The 15,610-nt window shown below is 73.7% G+C and carries 15 protein-coding genes; 8 read left to right on the forward strand and 7 right to left on the reverse strand.

Going from position 1 to position 15,610, the window contains the following annotated elements; translation table 11 throughout:
- Positions 1-214 precede the first annotated feature (214 nt).
- Positions 215-649 (reverse strand): hypothetical protein, encoded by a 435-nt coding sequence (locus K7787_RS28600; RefSeq protein WP_223003435.1) that lies wholly within the window; start codon positions 647-649, stop codon positions 215-217.
- 410 nt (positions 650-1,059) lie between these two features.
- On the opposite strand from K7787_RS28600, the gene K7787_RS28605 reads away from it, so the two are divergent.
- Both K7787_RS28605 and K7787_RS28610 read left to right on the forward strand, forming a co-directional pair.
- Complete coding sequence (locus K7787_RS28605; RefSeq protein WP_019983866.1) at positions 1,060-1,902, forward strand: MurR/RpiR family transcriptional regulator; 843 nt, start codon at positions 1,060-1,062, stop codon at positions 1,900-1,902.
- A gap of 105 nt (positions 1,903-2,007) precedes the next feature.
- A complete protein-coding gene (locus K7787_RS28610) occupies positions 2,008-2,601 on the forward strand; it encodes a hypothetical protein (RefSeq protein ID WP_009189005.1) in 594 nt (197 codons plus the stop codon).
- A gap of 63 nt (positions 2,602-2,664) precedes the next feature.
- Here K7787_RS28610 and K7787_RS28615 read toward each other — a convergent pair whose 3' ends face one another.
- The 4 genes from K7787_RS28615 to K7787_RS28630 form a co-directional block, all read right to left on the reverse strand.
- Positions 2,665-3,039 (reverse strand): roadblock/LC7 domain-containing protein, encoded by a 375-nt coding sequence (locus tag K7787_RS28615; protein WP_009189004.1) that lies wholly within the window; start codon positions 3,037-3,039, stop codon positions 2,665-2,667.
- Positions 3,040-3,125: 86 nt separating this feature from the next.
- Entirely contained in the window at positions 3,126-3,674 is a 549-nt protein-coding gene (locus tag K7787_RS28620; protein WP_043260917.1) for a roadblock/LC7 domain-containing protein, read from the reverse strand.
- Positions 3,675-3,687: 13 nt separating this feature from the next.
- On the reverse strand, positions 3,688-4,617 hold the full coding sequence (locus tag K7787_RS28625; protein WP_223003428.1) for a hypothetical protein: 930 nt from the start codon (positions 4,615-4,617) through the stop codon (positions 3,688-3,690).
- Positions 4,614-5,006: a hypothetical protein gene (locus K7787_RS28630; RefSeq protein ID WP_009189001.1), complete on the reverse strand. Its 393-nt coding sequence runs from the start codon at positions 5,004-5,006 to the stop codon at positions 4,614-4,616. The genes K7787_RS28625 and K7787_RS28630 overlap by 4 nt, the downstream gene beginning before the upstream one ends.
- Before the next feature lie 424 nt (positions 5,007-5,430).
- Here K7787_RS28630 and hutU point away from each other — a divergent pair, with 424 nt between their 5' ends.
- From hutU to hutI, 4 genes are read left to right on the forward strand one after another with little or no spacing between them, the layout of a single operon-like run.
- On the forward strand, positions 5,431-7,095 hold the full coding sequence (hutU, locus tag K7787_RS28635; protein WP_164392346.1) for a urocanate hydratase: 1,665 nt from the start codon (positions 5,431-5,433) through the stop codon (positions 7,093-7,095).
- The gene (locus K7787_RS28640; RefSeq protein ID WP_223003429.1) at positions 7,092-8,309 is read left to right on the forward strand and encodes an allantoate amidohydrolase; all 1,218 of its coding nucleotides are present in this window, start codon (positions 7,092-7,094) and stop codon (positions 8,307-8,309) included. The genes hutU and K7787_RS28640 overlap by 4 nt, the downstream gene beginning before the upstream one ends.
- Complete coding sequence (locus tag K7787_RS28645) at positions 8,306-9,736, forward strand: formimidoylglutamate deiminase (protein ID WP_308036490.1); 1,431 nt, start codon at positions 8,306-8,308, stop codon at positions 9,734-9,736. The genes K7787_RS28640 and K7787_RS28645 overlap by 4 nt, the downstream gene beginning before the upstream one ends.
- 26 nt (positions 9,737-9,762) lie before the next feature.
- On the forward strand, positions 9,763-10,953 hold the full coding sequence (gene hutI, locus K7787_RS28650) for an imidazolonepropionase (protein WP_223003430.1): 1,191 nt from the start codon (positions 9,763-9,765) through the stop codon (positions 10,951-10,953).
- 210 nt (positions 10,954-11,163) lie between these two features.
- Here the strand turns inward: hutI and K7787_RS28655 are convergent, their stop codons facing one another.
- Complete coding sequence (locus K7787_RS28655) at positions 11,164-12,069, reverse strand: RNA polymerase sigma factor SigF (protein WP_027758408.1); 906 nt, start codon at positions 12,067-12,069, stop codon at positions 11,164-11,166.
- Positions 12,070-12,320: 251 nt separating this feature from the next.
- Between K7787_RS28655 and K7787_RS28660 the strand changes: the two genes are divergently transcribed.
- Positions 12,321-12,698: an STAS domain-containing protein gene (locus K7787_RS28660; RefSeq protein WP_009188994.1), complete on the forward strand. Its 378-nt coding sequence runs from the start codon at positions 12,321-12,323 to the stop codon at positions 12,696-12,698.
- Positions 12,699-12,986: 288 nt separating this feature from the next.
- The gene (locus K7787_RS28665; RefSeq protein WP_027758407.1) at positions 12,987-13,535 is read left to right on the forward strand and encodes an ATP-binding protein; all 549 of its coding nucleotides are present in this window, start codon (positions 12,987-12,989) and stop codon (positions 13,533-13,535) included.
- Between the two features lie 575 nt (positions 13,536-14,110).
- Here the strand turns inward: K7787_RS28665 and K7787_RS28670 are convergent.
- Positions 14,111-15,607, reverse strand: coding sequence for an oligopeptide:H+ symporter (locus tag K7787_RS28670; RefSeq protein WP_009188992.1), 1,497 nt, complete (start codon positions 15,605-15,607; stop codon positions 14,111-14,113).
- Positions 15,608-15,610 lie beyond the last annotated feature (3 nt).

Here is a 15,610-nt window from a genome sequence, read left to right on the forward strand (position 1 = left end):
CGCCCGGCCTTCGCCCGGCCTTCGCCCGGCCTTCGCCCGGCCTTCGCCCGGCTCCCTCCGGTGCGGGCGGGCCAGCTTGCTTCGGGCTTCCCGCCGTCCTCCGGGCTTCCCGGTGCGGGACCGGCTTCGCCTGGTCTCGCACCGGGAAGCCTCCGTGGCGGGCCGGCGCCGGGTCGGTCATGAGCTGACCTCAGCCCCCTGCCCCGACCGCGCCTCACTCCTCCCAGGCGTCGTCCTTCGCGGCCTCGCGGCGGCGACGGCGGCCGCCGAACAGACCGGGGTTGGCGCGGGCCGCCTGGACGGCGTTGACGCCCACGATCCCGGTCCAGGCCACGAGCAGGCCCGGAAGATGGGCGGTCCCGGCGCCGATCGCCGACAGCGGGACCGCCAGCACCAGCGAGACGACGCCGAAGCCGAACCGCTCCCCCCAGGAGTCGGTGGGCCTCGGCGTCCGCGCGCTGCGCGCCACCGTCAGCTGCCGCTCGGCCAGCTGCTGCCGCACCCGCCGCTCCACGGTGCCGTCGATGCGCTGATCGACCTTCTCCAGGAACGAGTCGACCAGCGCGGACTCGTACTCCTCGCCCAGCTCCCCGCGAACCCGCAGCGTGGCGTCGAGCTCCTTCTTCAGGTCGGTGTCGCGCGCGTCCATTCCGGTCATGCGTCCCAGGCTAGGGACCGGGGCCGCCCCGGCGCATTGGGGAAAGCCCCCGACTTCGGCCGGGGGCGGCCCCTAGGGGACGGGCCCGCCCCCTTAGGGAGGACGGTGCCACCGCCGTCGGCGTCGCATGGCTGCGGGGTCGGCGCGCCGACGGCGGTGGCCGTCCGAGGGCCCCGCGGTCGGGGGCCCGGACGCCGTTCGCCGGGGTGGTGCGAACCGCGTCGCACCACGAGTAGCACGCGCGCCGGCGCACACCACGCAGCGGCGGCCGCACTTGGCCGATCCGTTGCCTGGCCTTGCCCGCTCTGTATGACGTCATGCAGAGTTCTTGGTGTCTGAATAGGAACTGGTCGGGGAGTACTCTCCCGGGTCGTCGACGACTTCTGGAGGGGGAGCACGGCATGAGCGTGACCGACAGCCCTGCCGCACGACTGCAGGCGCTCTTCGAGGGGCACCGGCTCACGCCGACCCAGCGGCGCATCGCGCACAGCATGGTGCGCCGCGCCGCCGACGTGCCGTTCCTGTCCAGCGTGGAGCTGGCCGAGCTGGCCGGGGTGAGCCAGCCGTCGGTGACCCGCTTCGCGGTCGCCCTCGGCTTCGACGGCTACCCGGCGCTCCGCCGCCACCTGCGGGAGGTCGCGCCCGCCGAACCGGCCGGCGGACCGGAGTCGTACAACGAGTACCAGCAGGCCGTCGAGGCCGAGATCGAGAACCTGCGGCACCTGGCGCAGGCGCTCGCCGATCCGCGTCCGGTGCGGCGGGCGGGCCGGCTGCTGGCCGCCTCCCGGCCGCTGCCGGTGCTGGGGCTGCGGGCCGCGGCCTCCCAGGCGTACGGCTTCGCGTACTTCGCCGCCAAGGTCCACCCGGACGTACGGCTGCTCAACGAGGGCGGCACGATGATCGAGGACCGCATCGACGGCGCGGTCCGGGCGGGCGCGTCGGCGCTGCTGTGCTTCGCGCTGCCCCGGCATCCGCGCGAGGTCGTGGACACCCTCGCCTACGCGCGCGGGGCGGGCCTGAGGGTCGTCACGGTCGCCGACTCCGCCTTCGCCCCCGTCGCCAAGCACTCCGACCTGCTGCTGCCCGCGGCCGTCGGCACCGGCCTCGCCTTCGACACCGCCTGCGCGCCGATGCTGCTCGGCCGGGTGCTGCTGGAGGCCATGTGCGACGACCTGCCGGACGCCCAGGCCCGTCTGGAGGAGTTCGACGCGGCGGCGGCGGCCCGGGGCCTGTTCGTGGACTGAGGACCAAGGGACGGCGGTCGTAGGGCCGCTCTCAGACTCGTCTCAGGAACGCTCGCTAGCCTGCCCGCCCGGATGGAAGTGTGCCGGGCACGAGGGAGGCAGCACGTGGCACGCGCAGGACGCGGAGGTCAGGGACTGGCCCGGGTGGCCGTCGTCGTACGGGCCGGGGCGGCGCCGATGTGGTGGCTGGGGGTGTGCGCGGCGGGGATCGGACTGGCCGTGCCGGGGCTGACCGGGCGCCGGATCGGCGTCCTGGCGGGCGCGGCGCTGTTCCTGCTGACCGCCGCCGTCGTGGCCCGCACCGGACGCCGCCGCTACCGGCGCCTCGCCGAGGGCGCCGTCCGCGCCGGCCGGCACGACGTGCTCCAGGACCGCGCGGTGAGCCTGCGGGTGTGGCGGCGCGGACACCGCTGGTGGCTGCTGCTGGCCTTCCTGGCCGCGCTCGGCAGCTCCTTCGCCGCGCCCGCGGCCGCCGGACTGCTGCTGGCCGGCGCCGGGACGGGGCTGCGGCTGAAGGCCGCCTGGCTCGGGCGGCTGGAACGGGCCGCCGACGCACTCCTGTGGGTGCGGGTCGACTGGCTCGGCAAGCGCGGCGGGCGTCCCGCGGGACCCGCGGTCAAGGGCTACCGCAGCACCGGCCCGGCGGCCGGCGACGCGGCCCCGGGCGGGGCACGCCGCCGCACCGCGGCACTGGTCTAGCTAGGGCTTCTCGCCCGGGTCATCCCGGGCTCGCGGGGGCCGCGACGGGCGGGGTCTCACGGGTCAGACCTCCAGATCCTGTTCGATCCGCTTCAGCTGGTGGCGGGCCATCGCCAGGTTGGACCGTTTGGCGTCCAGCACCAGGTAGAGGAAGAGGCCGTTGCCGCCGCGCCCGCTGATCAGCCGGATCAGGTGGTACTGGTCGGACAGGGTGATCAGGATGTCCTCGATCTCGCCCTTGAGGCCGAGGTGCTCCATGGTGCGCATCTTGGCCCGTACGACGTCGGTGTTGCCGGCGGCGGCGACGTTCAGGTCGAAGGTCTTGCTGCCGCCCATCGTGCCCAGCGCCATGCCGCTGGTGTAGTCGACGAGGGCGACTCCGGTCGCACCCTCGATGGAGGCGAGGGCTTCCTTCAGGCAGGTCTCGGTGTTGGCCATGGCGGTTCTCCTTGGTTCTCGGGTTCTCGGGTTCTTGGATCCGCGGGTTCTCGGGTTTCTCGGGTCCGCGGGTCCGCGGGTTCTCGTCAGGTTTCGGTGGCGGTGGGCGCGCCCGCGCCCGGGGCGGTGCCCGTGGTGCGGGGCACGAGGGGCGGCCTGGTCCGCGCCGACGCGGCGGCCGGCGGAGTGGCCGGCGGGGCGGGACGCGGGGCGGCGGCCGGTCGCGCCGCCCGCGCGGGCGTGCGGCCGGCGCCGCGGGCCGTGGCTTCGGCGTCGACGAGTTCGCCGATGCGCGCGCCGGCCCGCCGGCCCTCCAGGTGGAGGCGGCCGACGTTGACGCGGTCCTCGGCGAGCAGCGTCAGCACGGCGGTGCGGCCGGCCGCGTAGGTGGCGACGTAGCCGTGCACGCCGCGCACGAGCAGTTCGCGCAGGTCGCCCTGGCCGGTCACGTCCGTCATGCGCACGGACACGCCGAGCGCCGTCGCGGTCAGCGCGGCCAGGCTCTCGGCCTCCACGCCGGGGGTGTCGTGGGCCAGTACGAGGCCGTCGACGCTCGCGGCGAGAGCGCCGGTGAGCTGTGGGACGCGGGCTCTCAGCCTGCGCAGCTCCTCCAGGATCTCGGGCTCGGCTGCCATCCGGTGTCTCCTCTCAAAGGGCCTCCAGCGCATCCCTGAGCCTCTTCAGCAGCGTGATGTGGGGGTCGGTGGTGTGCGCGAGCCGCTCGGCGATGTCGGGCGGCGGCGGGTCGGCGAGACCGGGCGGCGGCAGCCCGGCCGCGCCCGGCGGTGGCGGTACGGGGCCCGGGACGCCGTAGGCGGCGGACGCGGCGCCCGGCGCGGTGGGCGGCGACGGCGGTTCGGGGGAGGGGCGGGGCGCTATCAGGCCCGCCGCGGCCAGACGGCGTACGTCCACCAGCGTGTGGAACGCCTGCCGGCCCAGCTCCCGGGCCAGATCGGCGGCGGTGCGGGTGCCGTCGATCCGGTCCAGCAGGCTCTGCTGGCGGCCGGTGAGCCGGGGCGCGGCGGCGGTGCGCGTGCGCACCAGCGGCGCCTGGTCGGGCCGCGGGTCGGGCCAGATGCGGTGCAGCAGGTCCCGGCGGCGCAGCGTCTCGCGCTCCAGGGCGGCGACCGGCACCGGCACGACGGCGCCGAGGCGGTGCCCGACGCCGTAACGGAACCGGCCCGGGGTGCTGCTCGGGGCGAGCGCGAAGTACGCGGCGTCGTAGAGCGCGGCCAGGTGGCACAACTGCAGCGCCCCCTCGGCCAGATGACCGCCGCTCAGCAGGAACCGCGCGACGCCCCGGTGTTCGTCGGCCCGGGACAGGGCCTCGCGCCAGACCTCGCCCCGCACGGTGCCGTGCGCGGTGAGCAGCGCGTCCAGCCCGAGCGCCAGCGGGCTCTCGGCGTACGTCACCAGGCCCCCGTCGAGGTGGAGGGCGCCGCCCTCGCGGACCAGGACGCCGGTGGCCCGCTCGGCGGCGAGCCGGGTCAGCATCGGCGAGACGCCGCCCCAGGCCCGCTCGACGGCGGTCGCCTTGTCCCGTACGGGCAGCGGGGGAGGGAGGTCGACCACGGTCATCCCAGCACCAGCCGCTCGGCCATCTCGCCCAGGCGTATCCGGGCCAGGGCGAGGTTGCCCTCCGCGCGGGTCAGCCACAGGTGCAGGAACACGCTGCTGTCGAAGGACGTGTCCACGAACCGCAGCAGGTGGTAGCTGTCGCGGTTGCTGACGATCAGGTCCTCCACCGGGGGTCGCTCGCCGCCGGGGTCGTCGGTGGCGGCGAACGCGCCGTGCTCGGCGGCGAGCCGGGCCAGTTCGGCCGCCTCCGCCGCGGTGGTCTCGTGGTCGCCGCCCGGGGACTCCCCGACGGCGCCCAGGGCCAGTCCGCTCGTCCAGTCGACCAGCGCGGCGCCTCTGGCTCCGGGCAGCCGCATGGCTTCCAGTAGGCACTCGTCGATTCCGGGCACCGTTGTTCCCCTCCCGCCTGGGGTTCGGCTGAGTGATGCAGACGCTACGCACGGTGCACGGGGGCGGTGAGGGTTACGGCATTTTCCGGTGGAACATGCGACCGAGGGGCTAACGTGGGTCGACTGACCGGGTTTTCGCACCAGTTGCGCCGGGCCTTGGCCGTGCTCGCCGCCCTCGGGGGCGCACTGCTGCGCGGGGGGTGGTGAGCGCGCCCCCGTACGCCCCCTCCCCGTCTTCCGCGCCACCCCCCTCCCTGTCTTCCGCACCCCGGGGCGTGGGCTCAAAACCCGTACGGCACCCGCCCTCACCCCTCACCCCCGCCTGCCTCCCGCCCCCGAACGTGTTGACTAGCTCTATTCATCACGTCAGGATGTGAATAGAAGACGCAACAATCCCTCGGGAGCAACCGCCAGGAGGCAGCCCATGTCAGGACCCCGCCCCGTCCAAGCGCCGCGCGGTACGGAACTGAGCGCCCTGGGATGGCAGCAGGAGGCCGCGCTGCGGATGCTCCAGAACAACCTGGACCCCGAGGTCGCCGAGCACCCCGACAAGCTCGTCGTCTACGGCGGCACCGGCAAGGCCGCCCGCGACTGGCGCTCCTTCGACGCCATGGTCCGCACCCTGAAGACCCTCAAGGCCGACGAGACGATGCTCGTCCAGTCCGGCCGCCCGGTCGGCGTGATGCAGACCCACGAGTGGGCGCCGCGCGTCCTGCTCGCCAACTCCAACCTCGTCGGCGACTGGGCCAACTGGGAGGAGTTCCGCCGCCTGGAGGCCCTCGGCCTGACCATGTACGGCCAGATGACCGCCGGGTCCTGGATCTACATCGGCACCCAGGGCATCCTCCAGGGCACCTACGAGACCTTCGCCGCCGTCGCCGCGAAGAAGTTCGGCGGCACCCTCGCCGGGACGATCACCCTCACCGCCGGCCTCGGCGGCATGGGCGGCGCGCAGCCGCTGGCCGTGACGATGAACGACGGCGTCGCGATCTGCGTCGACTGCGACCCGCGCGCCATCGACCGCCGCATCGAGCACCGCTACCTCGACGTGAAGGCCGACTCCCTCGACCACGCGCTCCAGCTCGCCACCGAGGCCCGCGACCAGCGCAGGCCGCTGTCCATCGGCGTCCTCGGCAACGCCGCCGAACTGGTCCCGCAGCTGCTCGCCATGGGCGCGCCCATCGACATCGTTACCGACCAGACCTCCGCCCACGACCCGCTGTCCTACCTGCCGCTCGGCGTCGACTTCGACGACATGGCCGACGCCGCCGCCAAGGACCCGGCCGGCTTCACCACCCGCGCCCGCGAGTCCATGGCCAAGCACGTGGAGGCGATGGTCGGCTTCCAGGACGCCGGCGCCGAGGTCTTCGACTACGGCAACTCCATCCGCGGCGAGGCCCAGCTCGCCGGGTACGACCGGGCGTTCGCCTTCCCCGGCTTCGTCCCCGCCTACATCCGCCCGCTGTTCTGCGAGGGCAAGGGCCCCTTCCGCTGGGCCGCCCTGTCGGGCGAGGCGTCCGACATCGCCAAGACCGACAAGGCGATCCTGGACCTCTTCCCGGAGAACGAGTCCCTGGCCCGCTGGATCAAGCTGGCCGGTGAGCGCGTCCACTTCCAGGGCCTGCCCGCCCGTATCTGCTGGCTCGGCTACGGCGAGCGCGACAAGGCCGGCGAGCGCTTCAACGACATGGTCGCGAGCGGCGAGCTGGCCGCGCCGATCGTCATCGGCCGCGACCACCTCGACTGCGGCTCCGTCGCCTCCCCGTACCGGGAGACCGAGGCCATGCTCGACGGCTCCGACGCCATCGCCGACTGGCCGCTGCTCAACGCCATGGTGAACGTCGCCTCCGGCGCCTCCTGGGTCTCCCTCCACCACGGCGGCGGCGTCGGCATGGGCCGCTCCATCCACGCCGGGCAGGTCACCGTCGCCGACGGCACCGCGCTCGCCGGCGAGAAGATCCGCCGGGTCCTCACCAACGACCCCGGCATGGGCGTCATCCGGCACGTGGACGCCGGGTACGACATCGCCGAGTCGGTGGCGGCCGAGCGCGACGTGCGCGTCCCCATGCGCGAGGGTGACGGGGCGTGAGCTTCCACAGCATGTGGGCGGAGCTGCTGCCGGTCGGCCGCAGCTCCGCCTCCGGCGGATACCGCCGCTACGCCTGGACCGGCGCCGACGCCGAGTGCCGCGCCTGGTTCGAGGACCAGGCCCGCGCGCGCGGACTGGCCTACGAGACGGACCGCAACGGCAACCAGTGGGCCTGGCTCGGCGACCTTGCCGCCGGGAACGCCGTCGTCACCGGCTCGCACCTCGACTCCGTGCCCGACGGCGGCGCCTTCGACGGCCCCCTCGGCGTGGTGTCCGCCTTCGCGGCCCTGGACGAACTGCGCCGCGGGGGAGCGCGGTTCACCCGGCCGCTGGCGATCGTCAACTTCGGCGACGAGGAGGGCGCCCGGTTCGGCCTCGCCTGCGTCGGATCCCGGCTGACCGCCGGGGCGCTGACCGTCGAGGACGCGCACCGCCTCACCGACGGCGACGGCATCACCCTGCCGAAGGCCATGGAGGCCGCCGGGTACGACCCCGACGCCATCGGCCCCGACCCCGAACGCCTCGCCCGCATCGGCGCGTTCGTCGAACTCCACGTCGAGCAGGGCCGAGCCCTGGACCTCACCGGCGACGCGGTCGGCGTGGCCAGCGCGATCTGGCCGCACGGCCGCTGGCGGTTCGACTTCCGCGGCGAGGCCAACCACGCCGGCACCACCCGGCTCGCCGACCGCCGCGACCCGATGCTGTCGTACGCCGAGACGGTGCTCGCCGCCCGCCGCGAGGCCGAACTCGCCGGCGCCGTCGCCACCTTCGGCAAGATCGCCGTCGAGCCCAACGGCGTCAACGCCATCCCCTCCCTGGTGCGCGGCTGGCTCGACTCCCGCGCCGCCGACCAGCACCGCCTGGACACGGTGGTCACCGGCATCGAGAAGGCGGCCCGCGAGTACGCCGCCGCCCACGGCGTCGACCTCGACGTGGTGCGCGAGTCGTTCACGCCCGTGGTCGAGTTCGACCACGCCCTGCGCGACGAACTGGCCCGCATCCTCGGCAAGGACACCGAGCTGACCGTGCCCGTCCTCGGCACCGGCGCCGGACACGACGCGGGAATCCTGTCCGCGCGCGTGCCGACCGCCATGCTGTTCGTGCGCAACCCCACCGGCGTCTCGCACTCCCCGGCCGAGTCCGCCGCCGAGGACGACTGCGTGGCCGGGGTGCGCGCCCTCGCCGACGTACTGGAAGGACTGGCCTGCACGTGACCACCACCGAGCGCGCCGTGACCACCACCGGCCGGACACGGACGTACTGGCTGGAACACGCCTGGCTCGGCACCCACGTCGAGCCGGGCGTCGCCGTGGACGTGGCGGACGGCCGGATCACCGCCGTCCGCACGGGCACGCCCACCCCGCCGCCCGGCGCCGAGCCCTTGCGGGGCCTGACCCTGCCGGGACTGGCGAACGCACACTCGCATGCCTTCCACCGCGCTCTTCGCGGCACCGTCCAGGTCGGCTCCGGCACGGGAACACCCCCGCAGTGGCCGGGACCAAGCAGCGGAGGCAGCGAGCGGGCGCCCGATTCATTCTGGGCCTGGCGTGACGTCATGTACGCGATTGCGGACAAGCTCACCCCGGACAGCTACTTTTCGCTCGCCCGTGCGACCTACGCCGAGATGGCCCTCGCGGGAATCACCACCGTCGGCGAGTTCCACTACGTCCACCACGCCCCCGGCGGCGCCCGCTACGCCGACCCGAACGCGATGGGCGAGGCCCTGATCGAGGCCGCCGCCGAGGCGGGCGTGCGCATCACCCTCCTCGACACCTGCTACCTGTCCGCCGGTTTCGGCGAGGCGCCCGACCACCACCAACTGCGCTTCTCCGACGGCACCGCCGAGGCCTGGGCCGAACGCTCTTCAGTTCTCAAGGAACGCGATCACGCACGGATCGGCGCCGCGATCCACTCGGTGCGGGCCGTGCCCGCCGCACAACTGGCCACCGTGGCGGCCTGGGCGGAGGAACGGCGGGCCCCGCTGCACGTGCACCTGTCGGAGCAGACCGCCGAGAACGACGCCTGCCTCGCCGCCCACGGCCGCACCCCCACCCGGCTCCTGGCCGACCACGGCGTCCTCGGCCCGCGCACCACCGGCGTGCACAACACCCACCTCACCGACGAGGACATCGCCCTGCTCGGCGGCTCCGGAACCGGCACCTGCATGTGCCCGACCACCGAACGGGACCTGGCCGACGGCATCGGGCCCGCGCCCGCCCTCCAGCGCGCCGGCTCGCCCCTCTCCCTCGGCTCCGACAGCCACGCCGTCATCGACCTGTTCGAAGAGGCCCGCGCCATGGAGCTGAACGAGCGGCTGCGCACCCGCACCCGCGGCCACTGGACGGCCGCCGCCCTGCTGCGGGCCGCCACCGCCGACGGCCACGCGGCCCTCGGCTGGGACGACGCGGGCAGCCTCGTCCCCGGCGCGCTCGCCGACTTCACGACCGTCGCGCTGGACTCGGTCAGAACCGCGGGACCGGCGCCCCGGCTCGGCGCCGAGACGGCCGTATTCGCGGCGAGCGCGGCGGACGTACGGCATACGGTCGTGGGCGGGCGGCACGTCGTGCGCGACGGGGCGCACACCCTCGTGCCCGATGTGCCGCGGGCCCTGACGGCCGCCGTCGAAGCCCTGCACGGCTGACCCCCACCGCCACCCCCGAGGACGCCATGAGCAGCACGGAAACGGCCGCCAGCACGGTCATCACGAACATCGCCACGCTCGTCACCAACGATCCCTCCCTCGGCGACGGTTCCCCGCTCGGACTGGTCCGGGACGCGGCCGTCGTCATCGAGGGCGACCGTGTCGTGTGGACCGGTGAGTCAAGCAAAGCACCCGCCACTGACAACCGGGTCGACGCGGGCGGCCGGGCGGTGCTGCCGGGGTTCGTGGACTCCCACTCCCACCTGGTGTTCGCGGGCGACCGCACCGAGGAGTTCAACGCCCGCATGTCCGGCCGGGCCTACAGCGCCGGCGGCATCCGCACCACGGTCGCCGCCACCCGCGCCGCGAGTGACGGGGAACTGGAGGCGGGTCTCGTCCGCTACCTCGCCGAGGCCCTGCGCCAGGGCACCACCACGTTCGAGACGAAGTCCGGCTACGGCCTCACCGTCGCCGACGAGGCCCGCGCCCTCGCCATCGCCGCCCGGCACACCGACGAGGTCACCTACCTCGGCGCGCACATCGTCCCCCCGGACTACGCCGAGGACCCGGCCGCCTACGTGGAGCTGGTCACCGGGGAGATGCTGGAGGCCTGCGCCCCGCACGCCCGCTGGATCGACGTGTTCTGCGAGAAGGGCGCCTTCGACGGCGACCAGGCACGCGCGATCCTCACCGCGGGCCGGGCCAGGGGCCTCACCCCGCGCATCCACGCCAACCAGCTCTCCTACGGCCCCGGCGTGCAGCTCGCCGTCGAACTCGACGCGGCCAGCGCCGACCACTGCACCCACCTCACCGACGCGGACGTGGACGCGCTGGCGAGCGGCCGCACGGTGGCCACGCTGCTGCCCGGCGCGGAGTTCTCCACCCGGGCCGCCTGGCCCGACGCCCGGCGGCTGCTGGACGCGGGCGTCACCGTCGCGCTGTCCACCGACTGCAACCCCGGCTCGTCGTTCACGTCGTCCGTGCCGTTCTGTATCGCGCTGGCGGTGCGGGACATGGGGATGACGCCGGACGAGGCGGTCTGGTCGGCCACGGCCGGCGGCGCTGCGGCGCTGCGGCGCGACGACGTCGGCCGCCTCGCCCCCGGCGCCCGCGCCGACCTGCTCGTCCTGGACGCGCCCAGCCACGTGCACCTGGCCTACCGGCCGGGCGTGCCCCTGGTCTCCCAGGTGTGGCGGCGGGGCGTGCGCGAGGTCTGAGCCGTCCCGCGCGCCGCCCTGAGGCGGTCACGCCGTACCGGCGGCGCGGCCCGGCACGGCCGCTCGCGTCGGCGCGGCACCGGCCCCCAGCGCACACCGTCACGGGCCCGCAGCCTGTACCGTCACCGGCCCGCAGCCTGTACCGTCACCGGCCCGCAGCCCGTACCGTCGCCGGCCCGGCCCAGGAGGGAGGGGCCGGGCCGGCGACGGTCATTCCACGACCGTGAGGCCCTTGCGCAGGCGGACCAGGGTGCGCGACAGCAGCCGGGAGACGTGCATCTGGGAGATGCCCAGCTCCTCGCCGATCTCCGACTGGGTCATGTTGGCGACGAACCTCAGGGACAGGATCTTGCGGTCCCGGGAGGGAAGCTCGGCGATGAGCGGCTTCAGCGACTCGACGTACTCGATGCCCTCGATCCCGTGGTCCTCGTAGCCGATGCGGTCCGCGAGGGCGCCCTCCGACTCGTTCTCCTCGGGCTGCGCGTCCAGCGACGAGGCGGTGTACGCGTTCGACGCCGCCATGCCCTCGACCACCTCTTCGGCGGACAGACCGAGGTGCTCGGCCAGCTCCGACACGGTGGGGGCGCGGTCCAGCCGCTGCGCCAGCTCGTCACCGGCCTTGGCCAGGTCCAGCCGCAGCTCCTGGAGCCGGCGCGGGACCCGCACGGACCACGAGGTGTCGCGGAAGAAGCGCTTGATCTCGCCGATGATGGTTGGCATCGCGAAGGTGGGGAACTCGACCCCACGCGAGAGTTCGAACCGGTCGATCGCCTTGATCAGGCCGATCGTGCCGACCTGGATGATGTCCTCCATCGGCTCGCTGCGGGAGCGGAAGCGGGAGGCGGCGAACTTGACCAGGGCGAGGTTGAGTTCGACGAGGGTGTTGCGGACGTAGGCGTGTTCGTGCGTGCCTTCTTCGAGGGACTCCAGCCGCTCGAAGAGGGACTTGGACAGGGCCCGGGCGTCGTCCGGGGCCACCTCGTCGTACGGGGGGATGTCGGGAAGCCCGGCCAGGGCGTCCTCTGCTGCGTCCTTGGCGCCGATCGGCTCCAGGCGGACCGGAGTGGGTGTCGACGTCGCCCTCGGGGTGTGCGAGGCGTCGAGCCGGGATGACATGATGTCCTCCATCGTTCTCGGCATATGGCTGCCGAAGCCAGTTCGTGCACTGCGGTGTGCGGCGCCTCCAAAGCCGGCCGTGTCGGGTGCGTGTCTCTACTAGCCCTACCCGCTTTCCCAGTGCCGCCGCAAGTGCGTTCTGTGGAAGTATGTCCGTTTGTGTGCGGTTGTTCGGGTGTCGGAGCGCTGCGGGAAGGCGTAGTGTGCGAGGGCGTCAGTCAGCAGCCAAGACCCCGGGAGAGAGAGACGGCATGGACCGCGGGACGGTCGGCAGTGCACAGTCGGGCCGGCTTCTGGTGGAGGTACGGCAGGAAGGTTCGAGTGCCGTCGTGACCCCTGCGGGGGAGCTGGACCACCACACGGCCGATCTGCTGCGCGAGCCGCTCGAGGAGTGCCTCGAGAAGGGGCGCTCGCGCCTGGTGGTGGACTGTTCACGCCTGGAGTTCTGCGACTCCACGGGGCTGAACGTGCTGCTGGGGGCGCGGCTGAAGGCGGAGGCGGCCGGGGGAGGCGTCCATCTCGCCGGAATGCTGCCGGTGGTGGCCCGGGTGTTCGAGATCACCGGGGCGGACGCCGTCTTCAGCGTGCACGACACGCTGGAGGACGCGCTGGCCGAAGAGACCGGCTGAGCCGGCCGCCGAGCAGACGACGTGTCCTGTACGTATCCATACGCATCGGCGCCTTTGGGCCCGGCTGTCCCTGGTGTCACGCCCGGGGGGCCGGAAAACGGGGGTGTTCCGCCGGAACGGTCGGGCAGGAGACATCCTGGACGGACCGGTCGCGCGGACCGGCCGAACGGATCGGTCGCCCGGACCGGGAGCCGGCGAGGGGCTGGACGGCGTGTATGGGGACGTACGCGATGTACGTGTGTAGTGACTTCTGAATCGTGACTGGTGAATCGGTGAGGTGAAGCGCTGATGAGCACCACCCGGCCTTACTCGCCGGGCGACCGCGGCCCGGAGCCCAGCGGCGCTTCCGGGGGTTCCGAGGGGGGCGCACCGGCGGACGGGGCGTCCGCAGGAGGTGCGACGGCTGCGCCGGCGGCCCCGTCGGCGGGTCGTCAGGTCCGCAGGCTGAGCTTCGACGGCGAGAGCGGCGTCGTGCCGCTCGCCCGCGACTTCACCCGCCAGGCGCTGCACGCCTGGGGCTGGCTGCCCGCCGAGAGCGCCGACCAGCGGGCGGCCGCCGAGGACGTGCTCCTCGTCGTCTCCGAGCTGGTCACCAACGCGTGCTTGCACGCCGAGGGGCCGGAGGAGCTGGAGCTCACCTGCGACAACAAGGTGATCCGCATCGAGGTCGCCGACCGCGGCGCCGGCCAGCCCGCCCCGCGCACCCCGCACCGCGCCGGCCGCCCCGGCGGCCACGGCATGTTCATCGTCCAGCGCCTGTGCCTGGACTGGGGCGTCGTCCGCGTCCCGGGCACGTCCGGCAAGAAGGTCTGGGCGGAACTGGGCGCCCCGGCATAACCCTCCGGGCGCCTCCACGACACTCCCCGCCCCGCCGCTCCCAGCGCGCCGGCCCACCACGGCCCGGCGCGCTGCACGTTCTCCGGCCCACGCACCGCCCGTCGCGGTGCGCGCTTCCCGGCCCATCGCTGCCCGGCGCGGTGCGGGCTGCGGTCCCCCGCCCGGCGGGACCGCCCCGGCTGGGCTGCCGGTCCGGTCCGACCGCCCGTCGCGCTGCGCGCTTCCCGGCCCCCACCGCCCCGCCCGGTGCGCTTCCCAGCCCCGCCCCCACACGGCCCGTGCACGGGGCCTGCGTAGGCCGTCGCCCGCTGCCGAGACGCCCCGCGCCCGGCGCGCTGCGCGCTTCCCGGCCCAGGCACCGCCCGGCGCGCTGCGCGCTGCCCAGCCCCCCGCCCACGCGCGGCCCCGTGCAATGGCCCGCATACGCCGCCGCCCGTTGCCGAGGCGGCCCCAGGCCACCCCCCATCCGCGTGCGCTGTGAACGCCCGGAGGGCCACCCCACCCCCCGTCAGGGGAGTGCGGTGGCCCTCCGGAAAAAAACCAGTGAAGAAGTGGCCGTGCGGCCGGGGGTCGCGTCAGCGGACGTCGCCCATGAGCTGCTTGACCTTGCTGCGGTACATCCACACCGCCACACCGGCGATGACGGCGAGGACGGCCTCCAGGGTCACGATGCCCGTCTTGTTGAGGTCGACGCCGGCGATGGAGAGCAGACCGGTCGTGGCGTCACCGGCGGTGACGGCCAGGAACCAGACGCCCATCATCTGGGAGGCGTACTTCGCGGGCGCCATCTTCGTGGTGACCGACAGGCCGACCGGGGAGAGCGTCAGCTCACCGACGGTCTGGACGAAGTAGATCGCCACCAGCCACAGCGCGGCCGCCTTGTGACCGCCGTCGGCGATCGCCAGCGGGGCCAGGAAGAGGAAGAACGACGCACCGATGAGCACCAGGCCCATCGCGAACTTCACCGCGGTGCTCGGCTCCTTGCCGCGCCGGGCGAGCGCCAGCCACGCCCAGGCGAACACCGGGGCCAGCGCCATGATCAGGACCGGGTTGACCGACTGGTACCAGGAGACCGGGAAGTCCCAGCCGAAGATCGTGTTCTTCGCCGAGGACTCGGCGAACAGCGACACGGTCGAACCGCCCTGGTCGTAGATCATCCAGAACACGGCCGCGGCGACGAAGAACCAGATGTAGGCGCTCATCTTCGACTGGTCGGCGCGGGACAGCTCCTTGTCCCGCTTGATCCGGGCGATGACCAGGACCGGGATGATCAGACCGGCGACGGTGATCGGGACCAGCAGCCAGTTCAGGGTGTAGACGCCGGAGAAGCCGACGATCGCGTAGAAGACGACCGCGACGCCCGCCCACAGGGCGGCCTTGGTCAGCGTGGCCCGCTTCTCCTGCTCCGACAGCGGCGTCGGGACGACGTCCGAGCGGGCGTCCAGGTGACGGGAGCCGAGCAGGAACTGCGCGAGACCCAGCGCCATGCCGAGCGCGGCGAGCGCGAAGCCGAAGTGCCAGTTCACGTGCTCGCCGACGGTGCCGATGGTCAGCGGCGCGGCGAAGGCGCCCAGGTTGATGCCGATGTAGAAGAGCGTGAAGCCGCCGTCACGGCGCGGGTCGTCCGCGCCCTTGTACAGGTGGCCCACCATCGTGGAGATGTTGGCCTTCAGCAGGCCCGAGCCGATGGCGACGAGGCCGAGGCCGCCGAAGAAGCTGCCCGACCACGGCAGGGCCAGCGTCAGATGGCCCAGCATGATGATCGCGCCCGCGACGGCGACCGTCTTGCGTGGACCGAGGACCCGGTCGGCGAACCAGCCGCCCGGCAGGGCGAGCAGGTACACCAGCGAGAGGTACACCGAGTAGATCGCGGTCGCGGTGGCCGCGTTCATGTGCAGCCCACCCGGGGCCACCAGATACAGCGGGAGCAGGGCCCTCATGCCGTAGTAGGAGAAGCGCTCCCACATCTCGGTCATGAAGAGTGTGGCCAGGCCGCGGGGGTGGCCGAAGAAGGTCTTCTCGGAACCGGGGGTGCCCGGTCGGACCGAGTCCTTCGTCAGGCTGGACGCCATGGT

It is taken from the genome of Streptomyces sennicomposti (assembly GCF_019890635.1).
Lineage (GTDB): Bacteria > Actinomycetota > Actinomycetes > Streptomycetales > Streptomycetaceae > Streptomyces > Streptomyces sennicomposti.